This is a genomic window from Pseudomonas sp. FP453 (assembly GCF_030687495.1).
Classification (GTDB): domain Bacteria; phylum Pseudomonadota; class Gammaproteobacteria; order Pseudomonadales; family Pseudomonadaceae; genus Aquipseudomonas.
Window position 1 is genome coordinate 5,221,206 of sequence record NZ_CP117435.1, and the last position, 19,520, is coordinate 5,240,725.

The window sequence follows — 19,520 nt, forward strand, 5'->3', positions numbered from 1 at the left end:
CTCCGGGTTACAGAATGCAGGACAGACCATAGGTAAGACCGAACGCCACCACTGAAATCAGGGTTTCCAGCACGGTCCAGGTCTTGAAGGTCTGGATCACCGTCATATTGAAGTATTCCTTGATCAGCCAGAAGCCGCCGTCGTTGACGTGGGAAAAGATCACCGAGCCCGCACCAGTGGCCAGCACCAACAGTTCCGGGTGGGGATAACCCAGGCCCATGGCCACTGGCGCGACCACGCCGGAGGCGGTGGTCATGGCCACCGTCGCCGAACCCGTGGCGATACGCATTAGTGCGGCGAACAGCCAGCCCATCACCAACGGCGACAGCTGGAAGGCGTGGGCCAGGCCGAGGATTTCGTTGGTGACGCCGGCATCCACCAGAATCCGGTTCAAGCCACCGCCCGCGCCCACCAGCAAGGTGATGCTGGCGGTCGGCGCCAGGCATTCGTTGGTGAACTTGAGGATCGACTCGCGGTTGAAGCCCTGGGCGATGCCCAAGGTCCAGAAACTCACCAAGGTCGCCAGCAGCAGCGCGATCACCGAGTTGCCGATAAACAACAGGAACTGGTTGAAACCGCTGCCCGGCGTGGAAAGCACGTTGGCCCAACCGCCGATCATCATCAGCACCACCGGCAACAGGATGGTGCCCATGGTCAGCGCAAAGCTCGGCAGGCGGGTGCGCGGTTCACGCTCGATGAACTGGCGTTCCAGCGGGTTTTCCGCCGGCAGGTGAATGCGCGGCACGATGAATTTGGCGTACACCGGGCCGGCGATGATCGCCGTCGGGATGCCGATCAAAATCGCATACAGCACGGTCTGCCCCACCGACGCGTTATACGCCAGCACCGCCATCATCGCCGCCGGGTGTGGCGGCACCAGCGCATGCACCACCGACAAGCCGGCCACCATGGGCAAGCCGACCATCAGGATCGACACGCCCACACGCCGCGCCACGGTAAAGGCAATCGGCACCAGCAACACAAAACCGACCTCGAAAAACAGCGGCAAACCCACCAGGAACGCGATGCACACCATCGCCCAGTGCGCGTTGCGCTCGCCAAAGCGGTTGATCAGGGTGCGCGCCACCTGCTCGGCGCCGCCGGACTCGGCCATCATCTTGCCGAGCATGGTGCCCAACGCGACGACCAGGGCGATATGCCCCAGGGTCTTGCCGACGCCCGCTTCGTAGGAGCCCATGATGGTGTCTGCCGGCATCCCGGCCACCAGCGCCAGGCCGATGGACACCAGGGTGATGACGATAAACGGGTTGAGCCGGTAACGTGCAATCAGCACGATCAAAGCAATGATGGCGATGGCAGCGTATGCCAACAGCCCGAAGCCCAGTGATGCGGCCATGCGGTACTCCTCGGAAAGGGTCACGTCGAATTGGTTGTGAAACTCATAAATCATTACCGATGAGTATTTTCAATTTTTATGAAAGTAATTTTCGCCCACAGACACGCGCTGTCGCGTTGGGATATGCCCGACGGCCACTGATGAAAATTCGGGGGGTGTTCTTACATGAAGATCAGAGGATGGCGGAAACTCAAGCGGCGCCATCCAGTCATAGAATGCGCAACCACCCAACAGCCAGGAAAACCGCCCATGATTCGCACATCCCTCGCCGCCAGCGCCCTACTGCTCGCCCTGTGTGGCAGCGCCTCGGCCGCCGATAACGCGGCGCTGAAAAAATGCATGGACGGCGCCAACACCACCGCCGACATGGTCAATTGCAACACCCGGGAAACCAAGGTGCAGGACAAGCGCCTGAACACGGCCTACAAGACCGCCCTCGCCGCTCAGGAAGGGGCGCGCAAGCAGCAACTGCAAGACGTGCAGCGCCTGTGGATAAAGTACCGCGATGCCAACTGCGCCTTTGCCGGCAGCGCCACCGGTGGCAGCATCGATCAGGTCAACGGCTCCGGCTGCGTGCTGGACATGACCCAGACCCGCGCCCAGGAGCTGGAAGACCTGGTCGGGCCATGAAACTATTTGTGGCGAGGGAGCTTGCTCCCGCTGTAGTGCGCAGCGCTCCCAAGTTTTTTGGGGCCGCTACGCAGCCCAGCGGGAGCAAGCTCCCTCGCCACAAGTATTCCAATCCAGCTCACCACTCAATCAGTCGGGGTGAACCTTGGCGCGCTTGAGCAGCTTCTTGCAGCGCTCCGACAAATGCAGCACCCGCAGATGCTTGCCGGCCTTGGCGTAGCGCTCGCGCAGGGTCATCAGCGCGGCAATCGCCGAGTAATCGACAAAGCTCAGGTGACGGCAATCCAGCGTCACCTGGGCCGGGTCGTTGGCCGGGTCGAACTGGTTCAGGAACGGCGTGGTCGAGGCAAAGAACAACGTGCCATGCAGGCGATAGAGCTTGCTGCCATCGGCCTCCAGGTGCTCATCGGCATACAGCTCCCGCGCCTGCTGCCAGGCGAAGTTCAGCGCCGCAATCACAATCCCGCACAACACCGCCGTGGCCAGGTCGGTGAATACCGTGATCACCGTCACCGCGATAATCACCAGCACATCGTTGAACGGCACCTTGTTGATCACCCGCAACGACGCCCAGGCGAACGTCTGCTGGGATACCACAAACATCACCCCGACCAGCGCCGCCAGCGGAATCCGCTCGATAAACGGCGACAGAAACAAGATAAACAACAGGATCATCACCCCGGCAAACACCCCGGAGAACCGCCCGCGCCCACCGGAGCTCAAGTTGATCACGGTTTGCCCGATCATCGCGCAACCGCCCATGCCGCCAAACACGCCAGAGACCATGTTCGCCGCGCCCAGGGCCACGCTTTCGCGGTCGGGGTAGCCACGGGTCTCGGTGATTTCGTCGGTGAGGTTGAGGGTGAGCAGGGTTTCCAGCAGGCCGACCATGGCCATCAGGAACGCGTATGGCGCGATGATGCCGAGGGTTTCCAGGGTCCAGGGGATTTGCGGCAGGGCAAAGGTGGGCAGGCCGCCGGCGATGTGGGCCATGTCGCCCAACGTGCGGGTCGGCAGGCCGAGCAGGTACACCGCGAGGCCGACGCCGAGGATCGCCACCAGCGCCGGCGGCACCGCACGGGTGATGCGCGGCAGCAGGTAGACAATGGCCATGGTCACCAGCACCAGGCCGATCATCACGTACAACGGCGTGCCGCTGAGCCAGTGCTCACCGCTCTTGAAATGCTCCAGTTGCGCCAGCGCAATGATGATCGCCAAGCCATTCACAAACCCGAGCATCACCGGGTGCGGCACCATGCGCACCAGCTTGCCCAGGCGCAACAGGCCGAACGCGATCATGATCAACCCGCCCAGCAGCACCGTGGCCAGCAGGTATTCGACGCCGTGTTGCACCACCAGCGCGACGATCACCACCGCCATCGAGCCCGCCGCACCCGAGACCATGCCGGGCCGACCACCGAACAGCGCGGTGAGGGTGCAGATGATAAAGGCGCCGTAGAGCCCCATCAGCGGGTTGAGGTGGGCCACCAGGGCAAAGGCGATGCATTCGGGCAGCAGCGCAAAAGACGTGGTGAGGCCGGCCAGGGCATCGGCGCGCAGACGGGTGAGGTTCATGAGGTACCAGGGTAATGCGGGGGATAAGGCGGGGGATGGTACGGAATTGAGCGGGGTGGGGCTAGTCTGGAGACCGAGTGGCCTTCATCGCAGGCAAGCCAGCTCCCACCTTTGAGTGTATTCACAAATCAAAATGTGGGCGCTGGCTTGTGTGGGAGCTGGCTTGCCTGCGATGGCCGCGACTCGGTCTCAAGCGAACATCAAACCATCTCACCCCGAATCCACTCAACCACCGACGTGCGCTTCGGCACCCACCCCAACACCTCCCGCGCCCGCTGGCCGCGCACCCGGCTGTTGGAACCCAAGCCATAGTTGGCCATTTCATACCCCCACTCAGCCTCAGCCTCGGCCAACGGCCAATCCTGCGGTTGACCCAGGTTCAAGGCTTCCGCAATCGCCGTGGTCATGTCGATAAACGACGCCTCGCTGCTTTCGACAAAGTAGAACGTGCCCGGCACATTCTTGGTCAGCGCCAGCAAATACAAGGCCACCACGTCTTCAATATGCACGTTGGACCAGATGTTCTGCCCCGTCCCCACATGGCGCACCACCCCACTCTTGCGCGCCTGCTTGAGCAAGCGCGGCAATTGCACGCTGTCGCGCTTCACGCCCAGGCTGTGGCCGTAGATCAGGGTGTTGCAGATCACCGCCGAATTCACGCCGTCGTGGGCGGCGGCCAGGATCAGGTTGTCGATGGCGACGCGGGCGGCTTTATCCACCGTTGGTTCCGGCAAGTTGTCTTCGAAGTAGATGACCTCGCTGGCTTTGCCGCCCGACGCATCACCGACGATGCTCGAACCGCTGGTGTGCAGGAACGGTTTGTTCGACCCTTTCAGCGCCGCCAGCAAGGTTTCCACTGCTGCGCGATGGTCGCTGCTCGCGGCGTTGATCACCGCGTCAGCCTTCTGCGCCTGCTCGGTCAATACGGCCGCGTCGTCCAGGCTGCCGATCACCGGGGTGATGCCCAAGGCGGTCATTTCCGCCGCCTGCTCGGCGCTGCGCACCAGGCCGGTGACGGTGTGGCCAGCCTTGACCAGGCCAGTGGCGATGGAGCCACCGATAAAACCTGCGGCGCCGGTAACGAATACGTTCATGGAGCGTTCTCCTGACTGAGTAAGTGATGAGCCCAGTATCAAGGGCCGATCCTTGACGAATAAGCCCCTGCCGCCCAATTCACTCTTGCGCGGCGGTCACGAATCAGCAGGCATACCGCGCCAGTTTGGCCTGGATAAAGTCGAGGAAGCACTGGATACGCAGCGCCAACTGCGAGTTACGGTAATACACCGCGTGGATCGGCTGGCGATAACCGCTGTTGAACGCCTCCAGCACCGGCACCAGGCGCCCGGCGTCGATGTCGGCGCTGGTCATGAAGTTCGACAGGCAGCAAATGCCCTGCCCTTCCAGCGCCAACTGGCGCACGGTTTCGCCGCTGGAGGCAGAAACGCTCGGCTGGATCAGCCAGCGGTCGCCTTCCACATGGCGCAGCGGCCAATGGTTGAGGGTTTCGGTCTGGGTGAAGCCGAGCAGGGTGTGATCGGCCAGCTCGGCCACCGTGGTCGGCGCGCCGAATTGCGCGAGGTAGTCGGGGCTGGCAAGGATATGCAGCGGCGTACAGCCGAGGGAACGGGCATGCAGGGTGGAGTCGGCCAACACACCGATACGGATCGCAATGTCGGTGCTCTGTTCCAGCAGGTCGATGATCAAGTCATCGCTGTTCAGCTCCAGCTGGATGTCCGGGTACAAACGGCGAAATTCGGCGATGTACGGCACGATCCCATGCAGCATGAACGGCACCGCCGCGTTGATACGCAGGCGCCCGGCCGGGTTTTTCTGGCGCGACGACAGGCGTTCTTCCAGCTCATCCATCTGCGCCAGGATCACCTTGGCCTGCTCGAAGAAGTACTTGCCCTCTTCGGTCAGGTCCATGCGCCGCGTGGTGCGGTTGATCAGCGTGGTGTCGAGCTTGGCCTCCAGGCGCGACAGCGTGCGGCTGACCGCCGACGGCGTCTGCCCGACCTGCTCCGCCGCCGCGGAAATCGAGCCGCACTCAATCACGCTGACAAAGATTTGTAGCTCGTCGGATCGGGCTTTCACGGGCGGTCCTCGTTATCGGTTCGCCGCAGCTTACACCGAGAGGTTGAACACCTGCGCCAAGTGCTGCTCGTAGCGCGCCACATCGGCGTCGATGGCCGGGCGTTTCATCACGTCCACACAGAGGAAGGTCGGCAAGGCGGTCATGCCGAGGAATTCGTTGGCCTTGTGGAACGGGAAGTACACGGCGTCCACGCCCTTGGCTTCGAAGAAGTCGCTCGGGTCGTCGAAGGCTTGCTGCGGTGCGTTCCAGGTCAGCGACAGCATGTACTGCTTGCCCTGGATCAGGCCGCCGCTGCCGTATTTCTGCGACGCATCGGAACGGGTGCGACCGTCGCTGGCATACAGGCTGCCGTGGCCTTCGGTGAAGACTTCGTCGATGTACTTCTTCACGATCCACGGCGCGCCCATCCACCAGCCGGGCATCTGGTAGACGATTACGTCGGCCCAGAGAAACTTGGCGACCTCTTCAGCCACGTCGTAGCCGGCGTCGATATGGGTGACCTTGACGTCGATACCGCCACGGTCCAGCACGGCCAGGGCGGTGTCATGCAGGGTGGTGTTGTAGCGGCCATCGGAGTGGGCGAACTGTTTGCCGCCGTTGAGCAGGAGTACTTTTTTCATGGGAGGGTGTCCAGAGGTTGAAAATGTCTGGACGCAGACTAACGACCTCGGCCCCTCGGAATAAGCGGCCGCGCCGCAAAATACATTTGACTGAAATGCACGAATCCCTTGGCGATTGTTAACCACTGATCAGCAGATGAGCGCCCAACAGCGCCATGCCGATAAAAAAAACACGCTTGAACAACTGCGCGCTGATGCGCTGACGCACCACCTGGCCGAGCCACATGCCCAACAAAGCCGGGACCAGCGCCAGCAGTGAGGCGTTGATCTCACCGCCGCCCAACGTACCGCGCCAGGCCAACCCGGCGGCCAGCGCCAAGGTCGAGACGGTGAATGACAACCCCAGCGCCTGCACCAACTGATCGCGATTCAAGCCCAGCGCTTGCAGATACGGCACCGCCGGAATCACAAACACGCCAGTGGCCGAGGTAATGACGCCGGTGATCACACCACATAACGGGCCCAGCCAGCGCTCATTGGCGGGCTTGATCCTGAACGTGGGCAAGAACAACCCGCTCAACGCATACATCAGCAATGCCCCGCCCAATGCGTGAACGACCCAACCGCCGCCGTCCATCCCCAGCCACACCGTGCCAAACCCGGTGCCGAGCGAAATCAGCAACAGCATCGGCCACAGGCGTTTGAGCAAGGCACTCAAGTGACCGCCGAAAGCCAGTTGCCAGAGGTTGGTGACCGTCGAGGGAATGATCAGCAGCGCCGCAGCCTGCGCCGGCAGCATAGCCAGACCGAGCAGGCCCATGGCGACGGTGGGCAGGCCCAGGCCGATCACGCCCTTGACCGTGCCGGCCAGCAGGAAGGTGGCGAACACCAGCAGGGTCAGGGCGGGGCCGATGTCTTGGTAGAACGCGAGGAAGGTATTCATGGGGCGATTGTGCGGGGTTGGGGCGGGGTTGGGAATTCGCCATATACTGAGGCAGCCTCTTGTTTTGTGTGAGGCTGAGATCGCTATCGCAGGCAAGCCAGCTCCCACCTTTGAAAGTATTCACAAATCAAAATGTGGGAGCGGGCTTGCCCGCGATGAGGCCAGCCCAATCACCCGAGAACCCCAAGCCATGCACTTTGACCTGATCGACCTACGCCTCTACCTGCACATCCTCGACACCGGCAACATCACCGCCGGCGCCGCCCGCAGCCATTTATCCCTGGCCGCCTCGAGCGCGCGCATCCGCGCCATGGAAGCCTCGCTGGGCATCGAATTCCTCGAACGCGGTCGCCGGGGCGTCACCCCGACACCCGCCGGCATTGCCCTCGCCCGTCACGCCCGCCTGCTGCTGCAACAGGCCGAACACCTGCAACAGGACCTCGCGGAATACGCCAACGGCAGCAAAGGCCAGGTGCGCCTGCTGTGCAACACCACGGCCCTCAGCGAATACCTGCCAGAATTGCTCGCAGACTTTCTGCGCGAACACCCCAACCTCGATATCGACCTGCAAGAGCTGCCCAGCCTGCGCATCACCCAGGCGTTGCGCCAGGGCACGGCGGACCTCGGGATCATTTCCGACGCCGTCGACACCCACGGTTTGCAGACCCAGCCCTTTCGCGACGACCCGCTGGTGTTGATCATGCCGCTGGACCATCCCCTGGCCACGGGCAGCGTGAGTTTTATCGACAGCCTGCAACACGACTACGTCGGCCTGGCCGCCAGCAGCGCACTGGCGGTGTACCTGGAGGAACAGGCGCTGCACGCGGGGTTTCGCCTGCAAACCCGAATTCGCGCCGAAGGGTTTGACGGGGTGATCCGCATGGTCGCCGGCGGCGTCGGCCTGGGCATCGTGCCCCAGGCCGCCCTGCAGCGTTGGCCGGCGGCGCAGCGTTTCAAGGCCCAGCCGCTCAATGAGGCCTGGGCCCGTCGCCGCTTGCTGTTAGCCGCACGCTCGTTCGAACAATTGCCCGGTTACGCCAGAGCCTTGTCTGCCGCCTTGGCCCGGCCCTTGCGGAAGAACCCGTAATACACCGCCGACAGAATCAGCAGGAACGGCACGCCAAACACCAGGGTCATCTTGAACGCCTCGGTGAAGTACGTGGTGATCATCACCGCGCCCATCAGCACCAGGCCCAGCAGCGTGCTGTAGGGAAACAGGCGCAGCTGGAACGACAGCTTCGGCCCGCCATGGCGCTTGCGATAGCGGCGGAAGAACAGGTGCGTGAGAAAGATCATGAACCAGGTGAAGATCGCGCCAAACATCGAGATGGCCATCATCAGGGTGAACGAGCTTTCCGGGTACACCACGTTGAGCAGGGTCGCCAGGGCAATGCCCGAGCTGGACAGCAACAGCGCGTTCAACGGGATGCCGCTCTTGCTCAACGCGCCCATGGATTTGGGTGCGAAGCCAGCGCGGGACAGGCTGAACATCATGCGCGTGGTGATATACAGCTGGCTGTTCATCGCCGACAGCGCTGCGATGAGGATCACGAAGTTCATCACCCCGGTGGCACCGGGAATGCCGATGGTCTGCATCACCGTGACGAACGGGCTCTGGGTCTGCCCGGCCTGGTTCCACGGCACGATGGCGAGCATCAGCGCCAGGGTCAGCAGGTAAAACACCACCAGCCGCACGATGGTGGCGCGGAAGGCTTTTTTCACCGCCTGCTCCGGGTCGGCCGCTTCACCGGCCGCCACGGCGATCATCTCCACGCTCAGGTAGCTGAAGATCGACACGATCACCGCCATCCACATGCCGCTCAGGCCATGGGGGAAAAAGCCGTCGTGGGCCGTGTAGTTCTGCACGCCGTATTCCGGGTTGCCGGAACCGAACACCACGTACACCCCGAGGATGATGAAACCGACAATGGCGCTGATCTTGATCGTCGAGAACCAGTATTCGAAGTTGCCGAAGGTCTTCACGCTGATGGCGTTGAGCACGATCAGCACGCTGGAAAACGACACGATCCACACCCACTCCGGCACGTTGGCGAACCAGTACTTCATGTACATCGCCACCGCCGTGACCTCGGCGCCCACCGCCAGCACAATCGCCGCCCAGTAGGCGTAGCGCACCAGGAACCCGGCCAGTGGGCTGATATAGAACTCGGCATACGCGCCAAAGGAGCCGGAGGTGGAATGGGCCACCGTCATCTCCGCCAGGCAGCCCATCAACAGCAAGGTGATCAACGCGCCGATGGCGTAGCTCACCAGTACGCTGGGCCCGGCGTAGCCGATGGCGTAGGCGCTGCCCATGAACAGCCCGGTGCCAATGGCGCCGCCGATGGCGATCATGCTCATCTGGCCGGAAGTGAGCTGGCGCCTGAGGCCCAGTTCGCGTTGGGTGATTTCTGCAAAGCCGGTGTCTGGCGTGGTCACGTGGTGTGCCCCTTTATTATTGTGATTGTTGTTGCTGGCGCTGAACCCTGTGGGAGCTGGCTTGCCTGCGATAGCGGTGGTGAATGTTCCACCGCTATCGCAGGCAAGCCAGCTCCCACAGTTTGATCGGTGTTGTGTCAGGTCACGCTGTTGCGGACTTTGAATTGCGGCTGGTTCCAGGTGTTGTTGTCGAGGATTTCACCGAGGATTTCCACGGCATCGAATACCTCGGTAAAGCTGGTGTACAACGGCGTAAACCCAAACCGCATGATGCGCGGCTCGCGGTAGTCACCGATCACGCCCCGGGCGATCAGCGCCTGGATCACCGCGTACCCTTCGGGATGTTCAAAACTCACATGACTGCCGCGCTTGGCGTGTTCACGCGGGGTGATCAGCGCCAGGCCATGGGCGGCGCAACGCGCTTCGACCAACGCGATAAACAAGTCGGTCAACGCCAGGGACTTTGTGCGCAAGCTGGCCATATCGGTCTGCGCAAAAATCTCCAGGCCGCATTCCACCATGGCCAGCGAGGTGATCGGCTGGGTGCCGCACAGGTAACGGGCAATCCCGGCGCTCGGCGCATAGGTCGACTCCATGGCGAACTGGCGCGTGTGCCCAAACCAGCCCGACAACGGCTGGCGCACCAGGTCCACCAGCGCCGGGTTGACCCACACAAACGCCTGGGAGCCGGGGCCGCCATTGAGGTATTTGTAGGTGCAACCAATCGCGTAATCCGCCTCGGCCTGGTGCAGGTCGATGGGCACCGCGCCCGCCGAATGCGCCAAGTCCCAGATACTCAGCGCACCGCATTCGTGGCTCAACGCGGTCAGCGCCTGCATGTCGTACATGTAGCCGGTCTTGTAGTTGACGTGGGTGAGCATCACCACCGCCACGTCGGCGTCGATGGCGTGCGGCAACTCGTCCGGGCTGTTGACCAGCCGCAGGGAATAACCCTGTTGCAGCAGCTCGGCCAGGCCTTCGGCGATGTACAAGTCGGTGGGAAAGTTGCTCGCTTCGCTGACGATCACCTTGCGCTGCGGTTGGCGCTGGCGCTGTACCGTCAACGCGGCGCTGAGCACCTTGAACAGGTTGATCGAGGTGGTATCGGTGATCACCACTTCGCCATCGCGCGCACCGATCAGCGGGGCCAGGCGATTGCCCAGGCGCTGGGACAACTCCGCCCAGCCGGCGCTGTTCCAGCTGCGGATCAAGCCATTGCCCCACTCCTCGCTGATCACCTGTTGCGCCCGCGCCAGCGCCGCTACCGGGCGGGCGCCGAGGGAGTTGCCGTCGAGGTAGATGACGCCGTCGGGCAAGGCGAACTGCTGGCGCAGCGGCGCCAGCAGGTCTTGATCGTCGAGGGTTTGGCAATGGCTTCGGGTGGTCATGGTCTGTCCTGGTTTTTATAAGTGAAGATGGACCAAATAATGAACGAAGATTTAGAGAATTTTCGTGCAAAGTGACGGGTAACAAGCTAATTAAGCTGTAGGAAATTCGAATTAAACCTCTAAACACGCGGATTTATTCTAAGCATGATTCTCGACGCCACCGACCTGCGCCTCCTGCATTTCCTGCAACAGGATGGGCGTATCAGCAACCAGGAACTGGCAGAGAAAGTCGCGCTGTCACCGTCCGCGTGCCTGCGCCGCTTGCGCCTGCTGGAAAGCGAAGGCGTGATCAGTGGCTACCGCGCCGTGCTGAATGCCGAGCAGTTGGGCATCGAGTTGGAGGCCATCGTGCACCTGTCCCTGCGCCAGGATGTGGAGGATTGGCATGAGACGTTTATCAAGAAGGTGCAAGGCTGGCCGGAAGTGGCCAGTGCCTATGTGATCACCGGCGCGAGCAACTATGTGCTGCGGGTGCAGGCGCGCAACCTCAAGCACTTTTCGGACTTCATCGTGAACCACCTGAACCGCACGGCGGGGGTGATGGATATCCGTTCGGAGATTGTGTTGCAGAAGATCAAGGATCGGGATGAGGTGTTGGACCTGGTCATCCGCAAATAGTCGCAACACCACAAAAAAACCTGCAAAAACTGGACCCTGTGGGAGCTGGCTTGCCTGCGATAGCGGTGGTGAATGTTACATAGCTATCGCAGGCAAGCCAGCTCCCACAGGGTCCAGTTCCGACATTTTGGACCGTGTTATTCAGTCTTCCAGGGCACGCACGCGCTGCATGCGCTTTTGCTCTACCGGCGCAGCCGACGACTGCAACTCAAAGTCAAAATCAATCTGCGCAAACCGCCCTTCTACCCCAAACTCCCGCGCCAGTTGCTGATCGTCACTGAAACGAATCTCGGCAATCAACTCATCCCGCGTCGCATAGGCAAAGTCATCATGCAGGTACGGATCATCCGACAGGTTGATCTGCGTGGTCAGGTGCCGATGGCCCGGCGCCGAGATAAAGAAGTGAATATGCGCCGGCCGCTGCCCGTGGCGGCCCAGTTGATCGAGCAACTGCTGGGTCGGCCCGGTCGGCGGGCAACCGTAGCCCGACGGCACAATGCTGCGGAACCGGTAGTTGCCCTGGGCATCGGTCTCGATGCGGCGGCGCAGGTTGAACGCGGACTGGGAAGGGTCAAACCACGAGTAAGTCCCACCCGAATTGGCCTGCCACACATCGACAATCGCCCCGGCCAACGGCTTGCCGTCGGTGTCGCGCACCTGGCCGCGCATAAACAGCGGCGCCGCCGCGTCGGTGCCATCGTCCAGCCGCGCCTCGAACTTGGAGAGCGGCGCGCCGGCCACGTACAGCGGGCCTTCGATGGTGCGCGGCGTGCCGCCGGATTTGCCGGCTTCTTCGTCGGCGGCGTCCATCAGCAAGTCCAGGTAGTGCTCCAGGCCCAATCCGGCGGCGAGCAGACCGGCTTCCTGGTGCTTGCCCAATTCGTTGAGGTAGTTGACCGCCGTCCAGAACTCTTCCGGGGTCACTTCCAGGTCTTCGATGATATTCACCGTGTCCCGCAGGATTCGGTAGATCAGCGCCTTGGTGCGTGGGTTGCCGCCGTCGTTGAGGTTGCCGCTGACTTCTTCGAGAAACCGTTGGGCATGGGCAGTCTGGGAAATTCGGATGGACATGGTGCAATCCTCATCTTGTCATTATTAGTGTTGAAAACGGGCTTAACGGTCGTCCTCATGGATCGACGAAGGGTGCCGGCACAGCGCGTTCACTTCGATGGCCATGTAGGGGTAAAGCGGCAGTTGCATCAGCAGGTCGTGCAGTTCTTGCACGCTGTCGACATCGAACACGCTGTAGTTGGCGTAGAGCCCGGCGATGCGCCACAGGTGACGCCATTTGCCCTCGTGTTGCAGGCGCTGGGCCAACGCCTTCTCTTCAGGCCTTGAGGGCGGCGGGCACGCTCGGGGTGCATGTCCAATGGCAGGTTCACGGTCATTTTTACGTGGAACAACATGTCAGGCGCCTCTTAGTGTGTGTCACGACGGAAGAACGCCAGGCGCTCTTCATCAATGGCCAGGCCCAGGCCCGGGGCAGTGGAGACATGCAAGTGGAAATCGCGATACACCAGCGGCTCGGCGAGGATGTCTTCGGTCAGCAGCAGCGGGCCGAACAGCTCGGTGTCCCACGCCAGTTTGTTCAACGTCAGGAACGCATGGGCCGAGGCCAGGGTGCCGATGCCGCCTTCGAGCATGGTGCCGCCGTACAGGCCGATGCCGGCCGCTTCGGCAATCGCGGCGGTGCGCAACACGGCGCGCGGGCCGCCGTTCTTGGCGATCTTGAGGGCGAACACCGAGGCCGCGCCTTCGCGGGCCAGGTTGAAAGCGTCTTCCACGCACTCGATGGACTCATCCGCCATGATCGGCGCCGGGCTGGACAGGTTGAGCCGGGCCATGCCGCCCCGGTTGTTGCGCGAAATCGGCTGCTCGATCAGGTCAATACCGTTGTCGCCCAACACCTTGCAAGCGCGCAGGGCGACGGCTTCATCCCAGGCCTGATTGACGTCCACGCGCACACTGGCGCGGTCGCCCAGGGCTTTTTTGATCGCGATCACATGGGCCAGATCCTGGCTGACTTCACCAGCACCGATCTTCAGTTTGAAGATGCGGTGACGGCGCAAGTCGAGCATCTTCTCAGCCTCGGCGATGTCCTTTTCGGTGTTACCGCTGGCCAGCGTCCAGGCCACCGGCAGCGCATCGCGCACACGGCCGCCGAGCAGTTCGCTGACCGGCAGGTTCAGGCGTTTGCCCAAGGCGTCGAGCAAGGCGCTTTCAATGCCGGACTTGGCAAAGGTGTTGCCTCGGATGCTGCGCTCCAGGCGCAACATGGCGGCGTTGATATTGCTCGCATCCTGGCCGATCAACAGCGGGGCGAAGTGGCGGTCGATGTTGACCTTGATGCTGTCCGGGCTTTCGTTGCCATAGCTCAAGCCGCCGATGGTGGTGGCTTCGCCGATGCCTTCGAGGCCATCGGCGCAGCGCAGGCGGATGATCACCAGCGTCTGGTTTTGCAGGGTGTGCATCGCCAGCTTGTGCGGGCGGATGGTAGGCAGATCGACAATAATCGTCTCGATCGACTCGATGGCGCAAATCGGCATGGCAATACCCGCTGGGTTCTTTATAGATTTGCGTCGATTCTGTCCCGCATTTTTTCTGGGTTCCAATATAGAATTAGTCTCAAACAATACTCTCAAGGTATGAAGGGAGCTGACATGGAACTGCGTCACCTGCGCTATTTCCAGGTGCTGGGCGAAACCCTCAACTTCACCCGCGCCGCCGAACGCCTGCACATCGCCCAACCGCCGCTGAGCCGGCAGATCCAGCAATTGGAAGAGGAACTGGGCGTGATCCTGCTGGAGCGCGGCCGCCCGCTGCGGCTGACCGAGGCCGGGCGGTTTTTCTATGAACACGCCAATGTGTTGCTGGAGCAACTGCACAAGGTGTGCGACAACACCCGCCGCATTGGCCAGGGCGAGAAGACCTGGCTGGGCATCGGTTTCGCACCCTCGACGCTGTACGGCGTGCTGCCGGAGTTGATCCGCCGCCTGCGCAACCACGAGGCGCTGGAGCTGGAGCTGGGGCTGTCGGAGATGACCACCTTGCAGCAGGTCGAAGCACTCAAGGCCGGGCGCATCGATGTGGGCTTCGGGCGGATTCGCATCGACGACCCGGCCATCGTCCAGCGCGTGTTGGTGGAAGACCGCCTGGTGGCTGTGCTCCCCGCCGGTCACCCGTTGCTCGCCGCGCCCGCCACGCTGGCGCAGTTGGCCGCCGAGCCGTTTGTGCTCTACCCCGGCAACCCGCGCCCCAGCTATGCCGACCACGTGATTGCCTTGTTTGACGCCCATGGCTTGAGCCTCCAGGTGGCGCAGTGGACCAACGAGTTGCAGACCGCCATCGGCCTGGTCGGCGCCGGGATGGGCGTGACGCTGGTGCCGGCGTCGGTGCAGGTGCTGCACCGGGCGGATATTGGCTATACGCCGGTGGTGGAGGCCACGGCGACGTCGCCGATTATCCTCAGCCGACGGGTGAATGATCAGTCGCTGGGGCTGAGGCATTGTTTGCAGTTGGTAGAGGAGCTGATCTGAGCTTTCAAAAACACCCCAAATCCAATGTGGGACCTGGCTTGTGTGGGAGCTGGCTTGCCTGCGATGGCGGCGGGTCAGAAACACATATGCAAGCTGATCCACCGCCATCGCAGGCAAGCCAGCTCCCACAGTTTGATCTCCATAGTTTTCAGGTACCGCGCAAGCGCTTGCGTTGCAGCGTCTGGCTGGGGGACTCGTCAAACAACTTGCGGTACTCCGCCGAGAACCGCCCCAAGTGCGTAAACCCCCACCCCAAGGCAATCTCGGAAATGGTCCGCGTCGCACCAAGCTCAAGAATCTCCTGGCGCACCGCACTCAACCGGTACTTCTTCAAATAGACCATGGGCGACAAGGCAAAATACTTGCGAAACGCATCAAACAACTTGAACCGCGACACCCCAGCCGCAGCTTCCAGGTCTTCCAGGTGCACCGCTTCGCGGGCGTTGTCGTGGATAAACTGCCGCGCCCGGATCAGGTAGTGCGGCAGTTTCACCCCCAGCACATCGCGCAGTTCCTCTGAATAGTTGTTCGGCTGCGCGAGGATCAAGCCCTTGATCAGCGAGCTTTCCAGGTCGCGGGTAAACGCCGCCTGTTCATACAGTTCGCTGCTGCATTCCAACTCGGCAATAAAGTAGCGCGCCATGCGCCACCACGACGCCGACGCGCCTTCCACCGCATCCATCACCGATTCAAAGCGCAGCGGCGTGTCAATCGGGCGTTGCAGCAAACCCTCCAGGGACTCACTCATCGCCGCCCGCGTGATCACCACCTGCAACTTGCGGCAGTCGCCGGAAATCGCCAGCACCTGGTGTTCGTTGGGCGAGATGATCACGCCTTGGTCACGGTTGGAACTCAGGCGCTCGCCGTTCTTGCTCAGTTCCTGCTCGCCTTCCAGCGGCAGGCTCAGGCTGTAGCTGCTGAAGTGCTCGGCGTCTTCAATGTCGATGGTCACGTCGGTGCCATATTCGATCACGCCCAAGGTGGTGGCGCGGGACTTGAGCACATTGGCGCTGTGGTGGAAGCGCAAGCGCTCGGGTGTGGCGGTGGTCAGGCGATGGGGCCCGCAGATACCGGACATCCAGCTGCGGGCGCCCTCCAGGTCGAAACGTTGAATCGTTTGGCTGCTCATCAGGATGCACCCACGGCGGTTAGGCGTTCGCGCGCTCTGGCGGCGCGTCATTGTTAGTGTTCGACAGCAAGTTCCACGCCACGCCGGGGGCATTGCCACTGAGTGGATAGCACCGGCGGACTATGTGGATAAACGTAGGACTATTCCGGCAATTGCCCGCCAAGACAGTAGCGCATTGCGTCACCGCCCTGCACCGCCGTGGGTATTTGCTGCCCAATTATCCGGCGCACCTTCCCCGATTAAGCGGATAGCCCGCGCCCTGCCCCGCTGCCTCTAATAAACCACCGATTAGCCCCTATCAAAAAAGGTGCCTCCCATGAGTGGTGCAAGAAGCGTCGAGCAGTGGAAAACGTTTATCGAAGGTTGCCTGGATTTTCGCCCGGCCGATGAGGTGTTCCGCATCGCCCGCGACATGTTCACCGAGCCGCAGCTGTTCGACCTGGAGATGGAACTGATCTTCGAGAAAAACTGGATCTACGCCTGCCACGAAAGCGAACTCGCCAACAACCACGACTTCGTGACGATGCGCGCCGGACGCCAGCCGATGATCATCACCCGCGACGGCGAGGGCCAGCTGAATGCGCTGATCAACGCCTGCCAGCATCGCGGCACCACGTTGACGCGGGTTGGCAAGGGCAACCAGTCGACCTTTACCTGCCCGTTCCACGCCTGGTGCTACAAGAGCGATGGCCGGCTGGTAAAGGTCAAGGCGCCGGGGGAATACCCGGAAGGTTTCGACAAGGCGACGCGCGGCCTGAAAAAAGCCCGTATCGACAGCTACAAGGGTTTTGTATTCATCAGCCTCGATGTGAATGGCACCGACCGCCTGGAAGACTTCCTCGGCGACGCCAAGGTGTTCTTCGACATGATGGTCGCCCAGTCCGCCAGCGGTGAGCTGGAAGTGCTGCCGGGCAAGTCCGCCTACACCTACGACGGCAACTGGAAGCTGCAAAACGAAAACGGCCTGGACGGTTATCACGTCAGCACCGTGCACTACAACTACGTGGCCACGGTGCAGCATCGCCAGCAGGTGAATACGGAAAACGGCACCGGCTCCGGCAGCACGCTGGACTACAGCAAACTCGGCGCCGGCGATGCGAATACCGATGACGGCTGGTTTGCCTTCAACAACGGCCACAGCGTGCTGTTCAGCGACATGCCCAACCCGAGCGTGCGCTCCGGCTACGCCACCATCATGCCGCGTCTCGTCGCGGAACACGGCCAGCAAAAAGCCGAGTGGATGATGCACCGCCTGCGCAACCTGAACATCTACCCGAGCCTGTTCTTTCTCGACCAGATCAGCTCGCAACTGCGCATCATCCGCCCGGTGGCGTGGAACAAGACCGAGATCATCAGCCAATGCCTGGGGGTCAAGGGCGAGTCCGATGCCGATCGCGAAAACCGCATCCGCCAGTTTGAAGATTTCTTCAACGTCTCCGGCATGGGCACGCCGGACGACCTCGTGGAGTTCCGCGAAGCCCAGCGCGGCTTCCAGGGCCGGCTGGAACGCTGGAGCGATATCTCCCGCGGCAGCCACCGCTGGGAGACCGGGCCCACGCCCAACAGCGAAGCCATTGGCATCCAACCGGCGATGACCGGCACCGAATTCACCCACGAAGGCCTGTACGTGAACCAGCACCGCAACTGGCAACGCTTCCTCCTCAATGGCCTCGACAAACAAGCGCTGACACTGCGGGAGGTGGAATGATGAATGCCGCATTGCAGTACCAGATCGAGCAGTTCTTCTACCGCAAGTCCGAGCTGTGCGACGCCCAGGACTGGGACGCCTACGTGCAACTGTTCGACCCCCACAGTGAATTCCATCTGCCGCAGTGGGACTCGGAACACGTCTACACCCGCGACCCCAAGCGCGAGATGTCGCTGATCTACTACGCCAACCGCTCGGGCCTGGAAGACCGCGTGTTCCGCCTGCGCACCGGCAAGGCCGCGTCGGCGACACCGATGCCGCGCACCTTGCACCTGATCAACAACGTGCGCATTGCCGAACAGGCCGACGGCACGCTGCAAGTGAAGTTGAACTGGCACACGCTGTTTTATCGCCTGGCCACCTCGGAGCAGTTCTACGGCCATGCCACTTATAGCCTCAAGCCCCATGGCGGCAGTTGGTTGATCACGCGCAAGCATGCGTTGTTGCTCAACGACACGATCAATTCGGTGCTGGATTTCTATCACCTCTAGGCACCGGGAGTGTTGTTGATGAATCACAAAGTGGCGTTCAGTTTTGCCGACGGCAAGACCCTGTTCTTTCCCGTGGGCAGCCATGAAATCCTGCTGGATGCGGCATTGCGCAATGGCATCAAGATCCCCCTGGATTGCCGCGAAGGCGTGTGCGGCACCTGCCAGGGCCGCTGCGAATCCGGCGATTACAGCCAGGACTATGTGGACGAAGAAGCCTTGTCCAGCCTCGACCTGCAACAGCGCAAGATGCTCAGTTGCCAGACGCGGGTGCAGTCCGACGCGACCTTCTACTTCGACTTCGATTCGAGCCTGTGCAACGCGCCGGGGCCGGTGCAGGTACGCGGGACGGTGAGCGCGGTGGAGCAGGTCTCGGCCAGCACGGCGATCCTGCACGTGCAGCTGGACCAGGCGCTGGATTTCCTGCCCGGCCAATATGCGCGTATTGCGGTGCCGGGCACGGACAGTTGGCGCTCGTACTCGTTTGCCAACCGGCCGGGCACCCAGCTGCAATTTCTAGTGCGCCTGCTGCCCGACGGGGTGATGAGCAACTATTTGCGCGAGCGTTGCCAAGTGGGCGATGAACTGGTGATGGAAGCGCCGCTGGGGGCCTTTTACCTGCGCCACGTGACCAAGCCGCTGGTGCTGGTGGCCGGCGGCACCGGGTTGTCGGCCTTGCTCGGCATGCTGGATGAGCTGGCCGCCAACGGTTGCGACCAACCGGTGCATCTGTATTACGGCGTACGCGGTGCCGAGGACTTGTGCGAAGGGCCGCGCATCCAGGCCTATGCCGAAAAAATCCCGGGGTTTCGCTACACCGAGGTCCTCAGCGCGCCCGCGCCGCAATGGCTCGGCAAACGCGGCTACCTCACCGACCATTTCGACCTGGCCGAATTGCGGGACAGTTCGGCCGATATGTACCTGTGCGGCCCCCCGCCAATGGTCGAATCCATCCAACAATGGCTGGCGGATCAGGCACTTGTTGGCGTTCAGTTGTATTACGAAAAGTTTACGCAGAGTAATATCTGACCCTCAGCACTTCTGAGGGGCTGAT

18 protein-coding genes and 1 pseudogene are annotated in these 19,520 nt (G+C 61.9%); 7 read left to right on the forward strand and 12 right to left on the reverse strand.

All coding sequences use genetic code 11. The features are described from left to right. Positions 1-7 precede the first annotated feature (7 nt). The gene (locus PSH87_RS23770) at positions 8-1,357 is read right to left on the reverse strand and encodes a gluconate:H+ symporter (protein WP_256204094.1); all 1,350 of its coding nucleotides are present in this window, start codon (positions 1,355-1,357) and stop codon (positions 8-10) included. A 249-nt stretch (positions 1,358-1,606) separates the two neighbouring features. Between PSH87_RS23770 and PSH87_RS23775 the strand changes: the two genes are divergently transcribed. Further along, positions 1,607-1,987: a lysozyme inhibitor LprI family protein gene (locus PSH87_RS23775; protein WP_305431356.1), complete on the forward strand. Its 381-nt coding sequence runs from the start codon at positions 1,607-1,609 to the stop codon at positions 1,985-1,987. Between the two features lie 129 nt (positions 1,988-2,116). On the opposite strand, the gene PSH87_RS23780 is transcribed toward PSH87_RS23775, so the two are convergent. The 5 genes from PSH87_RS23780 to PSH87_RS23800 form a co-directional block, all read right to left on the reverse strand. Continuing rightward, the gene (locus PSH87_RS23780; protein ID WP_305431358.1) at positions 2,117-3,562 is read right to left on the reverse strand and encodes a SulP family inorganic anion transporter; all 1,446 of its coding nucleotides are present in this window, start codon (positions 3,560-3,562) and stop codon (positions 2,117-2,119) included. 200 nt (positions 3,563-3,762) lie between these two features. Continuing rightward, positions 3,763-4,656 carry an NAD-dependent epimerase/dehydratase family protein gene (locus tag PSH87_RS23785; RefSeq protein ID WP_305431360.1) on the reverse strand — a complete coding sequence of 298 codons (894 nt, stop codon included), beginning with the start codon at positions 4,654-4,656 and terminating at the stop codon, positions 3,763-3,765. A gap of 103 nt (positions 4,657-4,759) precedes the next feature. After that, the gene (locus PSH87_RS23790; RefSeq protein WP_017735011.1) at positions 4,760-5,656 is read right to left on the reverse strand and encodes a LysR family transcriptional regulator; all 897 of its coding nucleotides are present in this window, start codon (positions 5,654-5,656) and stop codon (positions 4,760-4,762) included. Positions 5,657-5,686: 30 nt separating this feature from the next. Continuing rightward, positions 5,687-6,277, reverse strand: coding sequence for an NAD(P)H-dependent oxidoreductase (locus tag PSH87_RS23795; protein ID WP_305431361.1), 591 nt, complete (start codon positions 6,275-6,277; stop codon positions 5,687-5,689). Between the two features lie 118 nt (positions 6,278-6,395). Then, complete coding sequence (locus PSH87_RS23800) at positions 6,396-7,160, reverse strand: sulfite exporter TauE/SafE family protein (RefSeq protein ID WP_305431363.1); 765 nt, start codon at positions 7,158-7,160, stop codon at positions 6,396-6,398. A 190-nt stretch (positions 7,161-7,350) separates the two neighbouring features. On the opposite strand from PSH87_RS23800, the gene PSH87_RS23805 reads away from it, so the two are divergent. Then, a complete protein-coding gene (locus tag PSH87_RS23805; protein WP_017735008.1) occupies positions 7,351-8,247 on the forward strand; it encodes a LysR substrate-binding domain-containing protein in 897 nt (298 codons plus the stop codon). Here the strand turns inward: PSH87_RS23805 and PSH87_RS23810 are convergent. Both PSH87_RS23810 and kynU read right to left on the reverse strand, forming a co-directional pair. Beyond that, positions 8,193-9,599: an amino acid permease gene (locus tag PSH87_RS23810; RefSeq protein WP_305431364.1), complete on the reverse strand. Its 1,407-nt coding sequence runs from the start codon at positions 9,597-9,599 to the stop codon at positions 8,193-8,195. The two genes, PSH87_RS23805 and PSH87_RS23810, sit on opposite strands and share 55 nt — an antisense overlap. A gap of 137 nt (positions 9,600-9,736) precedes the next feature. Next, positions 9,737-10,987 (reverse strand): kynureninase, encoded by a 1,251-nt coding sequence (gene kynU / locus PSH87_RS23815; protein ID WP_305431365.1) that lies wholly within the window; start codon positions 10,985-10,987, stop codon positions 9,737-9,739. A 144-nt stretch (positions 10,988-11,131) separates the two neighbouring features. Here kynU and PSH87_RS23820 point away from each other — a divergent pair, with 144 nt between their 5' ends. Continuing rightward, on the forward strand, positions 11,132-11,605 hold the full coding sequence (locus PSH87_RS23820; RefSeq protein ID WP_058420006.1) for an Lrp/AsnC family transcriptional regulator: 474 nt from the start codon (positions 11,132-11,134) through the stop codon (positions 11,603-11,605). Positions 11,606-11,746: 141 nt separating this feature from the next. On the opposite strand, the gene catA is transcribed toward PSH87_RS23820, so the two are convergent. The 3 genes and pseudogenes from catA to PSH87_RS23835 all read right to left on the reverse strand — a co-directional run bounded on the left by catA (position 11,747) and on the right by PSH87_RS23835 (position 14,151). Then, positions 11,747-12,676, reverse strand: a complete 930-nt coding sequence (catA, locus tag PSH87_RS23825; protein ID WP_305431366.1) for a catechol 1,2-dioxygenase — start codon at positions 12,674-12,676, stop codon at positions 11,747-11,749. 42 nt (positions 12,677-12,718) lie between these two features. After that, positions 12,719-13,011, reverse strand: a pseudogene (gene catC, locus PSH87_RS23830) (muconolactone Delta-isomerase). Between the two features lie 12 nt (positions 13,012-13,023). Then, entirely contained in the window at positions 13,024-14,151 is a 1,128-nt protein-coding gene (locus tag PSH87_RS23835) for a muconate cycloisomerase family protein (protein ID WP_305431367.1), read from the reverse strand. Between the two features lie 114 nt (positions 14,152-14,265). Here PSH87_RS23835 and PSH87_RS23840 point away from each other — a divergent pair, with 114 nt between their 5' ends. Further along, entirely contained in the window at positions 14,266-15,141 is an 876-nt protein-coding gene (locus PSH87_RS23840) for a LysR family transcriptional regulator (protein ID WP_305431368.1), read from the forward strand. Between the two features lie 148 nt (positions 15,142-15,289). Here PSH87_RS23840 and PSH87_RS23845 read toward each other — a convergent pair whose 3' ends face one another. Further along, positions 15,290-16,270, reverse strand: coding sequence for a helix-turn-helix domain-containing protein (locus PSH87_RS23845; protein WP_305431369.1), 981 nt, complete (start codon positions 16,268-16,270; stop codon positions 15,290-15,292). 316 nt (positions 16,271-16,586) lie between these two features. Here PSH87_RS23845 and antA point away from each other — a divergent pair, with 316 nt between their 5' ends. The 3 genes from antA to antC are packed head-to-tail and all read left to right on the forward strand — an operon-like array spanning position 16,587 to position 19,495. After that, entirely contained in the window at positions 16,587-17,978 is a 1,392-nt protein-coding gene (gene antA / locus PSH87_RS23850; RefSeq protein ID WP_305431370.1) for an anthranilate 1,2-dioxygenase large subunit, read from the forward strand. Further along, on the forward strand, positions 17,978-18,469 hold the full coding sequence (gene antB / locus PSH87_RS23855) for an anthranilate 1,2-dioxygenase small subunit (protein ID WP_305431371.1): 492 nt from the start codon (positions 17,978-17,980) through the stop codon (positions 18,467-18,469). The genes antA and antB overlap by 1 nt, the downstream gene beginning before the upstream one ends. Before the next feature lie 18 nt (positions 18,470-18,487). Then, on the forward strand, positions 18,488-19,495 hold the full coding sequence (antC, locus tag PSH87_RS23860; RefSeq protein WP_305431372.1) for an anthranilate 1,2-dioxygenase electron transfer component AntC: 1,008 nt from the start codon (positions 18,488-18,490) through the stop codon (positions 19,493-19,495). Positions 19,496-19,520 lie beyond the last annotated feature (25 nt).

Coding starts and splice junctions, on each gene's coding strand:
- PSH87_RS23770 (WP_256204094.1), bottom strand. CDS start 1,357: ATGGCCGCATCACTGGGCTTCGGGCTGTTGGCATACGCTGCCATCGCC.
- PSH87_RS23775 (WP_305431356.1), top strand. CDS start 1,607: ATGATTCGCACATCCCTCGCCGCCAGCGCCCTACTGCTCGCCCTGTGT.
- PSH87_RS23780 (WP_305431358.1), bottom strand. CDS start 3,562: ATGAACCTCACCCGTCTGCGCGCCGATGCCCTGGCCGGCCTCACCACG.
- PSH87_RS23785 (WP_305431360.1), bottom strand. CDS start 4,656: ATGAACGTATTCGTTACCGGCGCCGCAGGTTTTATCGGTGGCTCCATC.
- PSH87_RS23795 (WP_305431361.1), bottom strand. CDS start 6,277: ATGAAAAAAGTACTCCTGCTCAACGGCGGCAAACAGTTCGCCCACTCC.
- PSH87_RS23800 (WP_305431363.1), bottom strand. CDS start 7,160: ATGAATACCTTCCTCGCGTTCTACCAAGACATCGGCCCCGCCCTGACC.
- PSH87_RS23805 (WP_017735008.1), top strand. CDS start 7,351: ATGCACTTTGACCTGATCGACCTACGCCTCTACCTGCACATCCTCGAC.
- kynU (WP_305431365.1), bottom strand. CDS start 10,987: ATGACCACCCGAAGCCATTGCCAAACCCTCGACGATCAAGACCTGCTG.
- PSH87_RS23820 (WP_058420006.1), top strand. CDS start 11,132: ATGATTCTCGACGCCACCGACCTGCGCCTCCTGCATTTCCTGCAACAG.
- catA (WP_305431366.1), bottom strand. CDS start 12,676: ATGTCCATCCGAATTTCCCAGACTGCCCATGCCCAACGGTTTCTCGAA.
- PSH87_RS23835 (WP_305431367.1), bottom strand. CDS start 14,151: ATGCCGATTTGCGCCATCGAGTCGATCGAGACGATTATTGTCGATCTG.
- PSH87_RS23840 (WP_305431368.1), top strand. CDS start 14,266: ATGGAACTGCGTCACCTGCGCTATTTCCAGGTGCTGGGCGAAACCCTC.
- PSH87_RS23845 (WP_305431369.1), bottom strand. CDS start 16,270: ATGAGCAGCCAAACGATTCAACGTTTCGACCTGGAGGGCGCCCGCAGC.
- antA (WP_305431370.1), top strand. CDS start 16,587: ATGAGTGGTGCAAGAAGCGTCGAGCAGTGGAAAACGTTTATCGAAGGT.
- antB (WP_305431371.1), top strand. CDS start 17,978: ATGAATGCCGCATTGCAGTACCAGATCGAGCAGTTCTTCTACCGCAAG.
- antC (WP_305431372.1), top strand. CDS start 18,488: ATGAATCACAAAGTGGCGTTCAGTTTTGCCGACGGCAAGACCCTGTTC.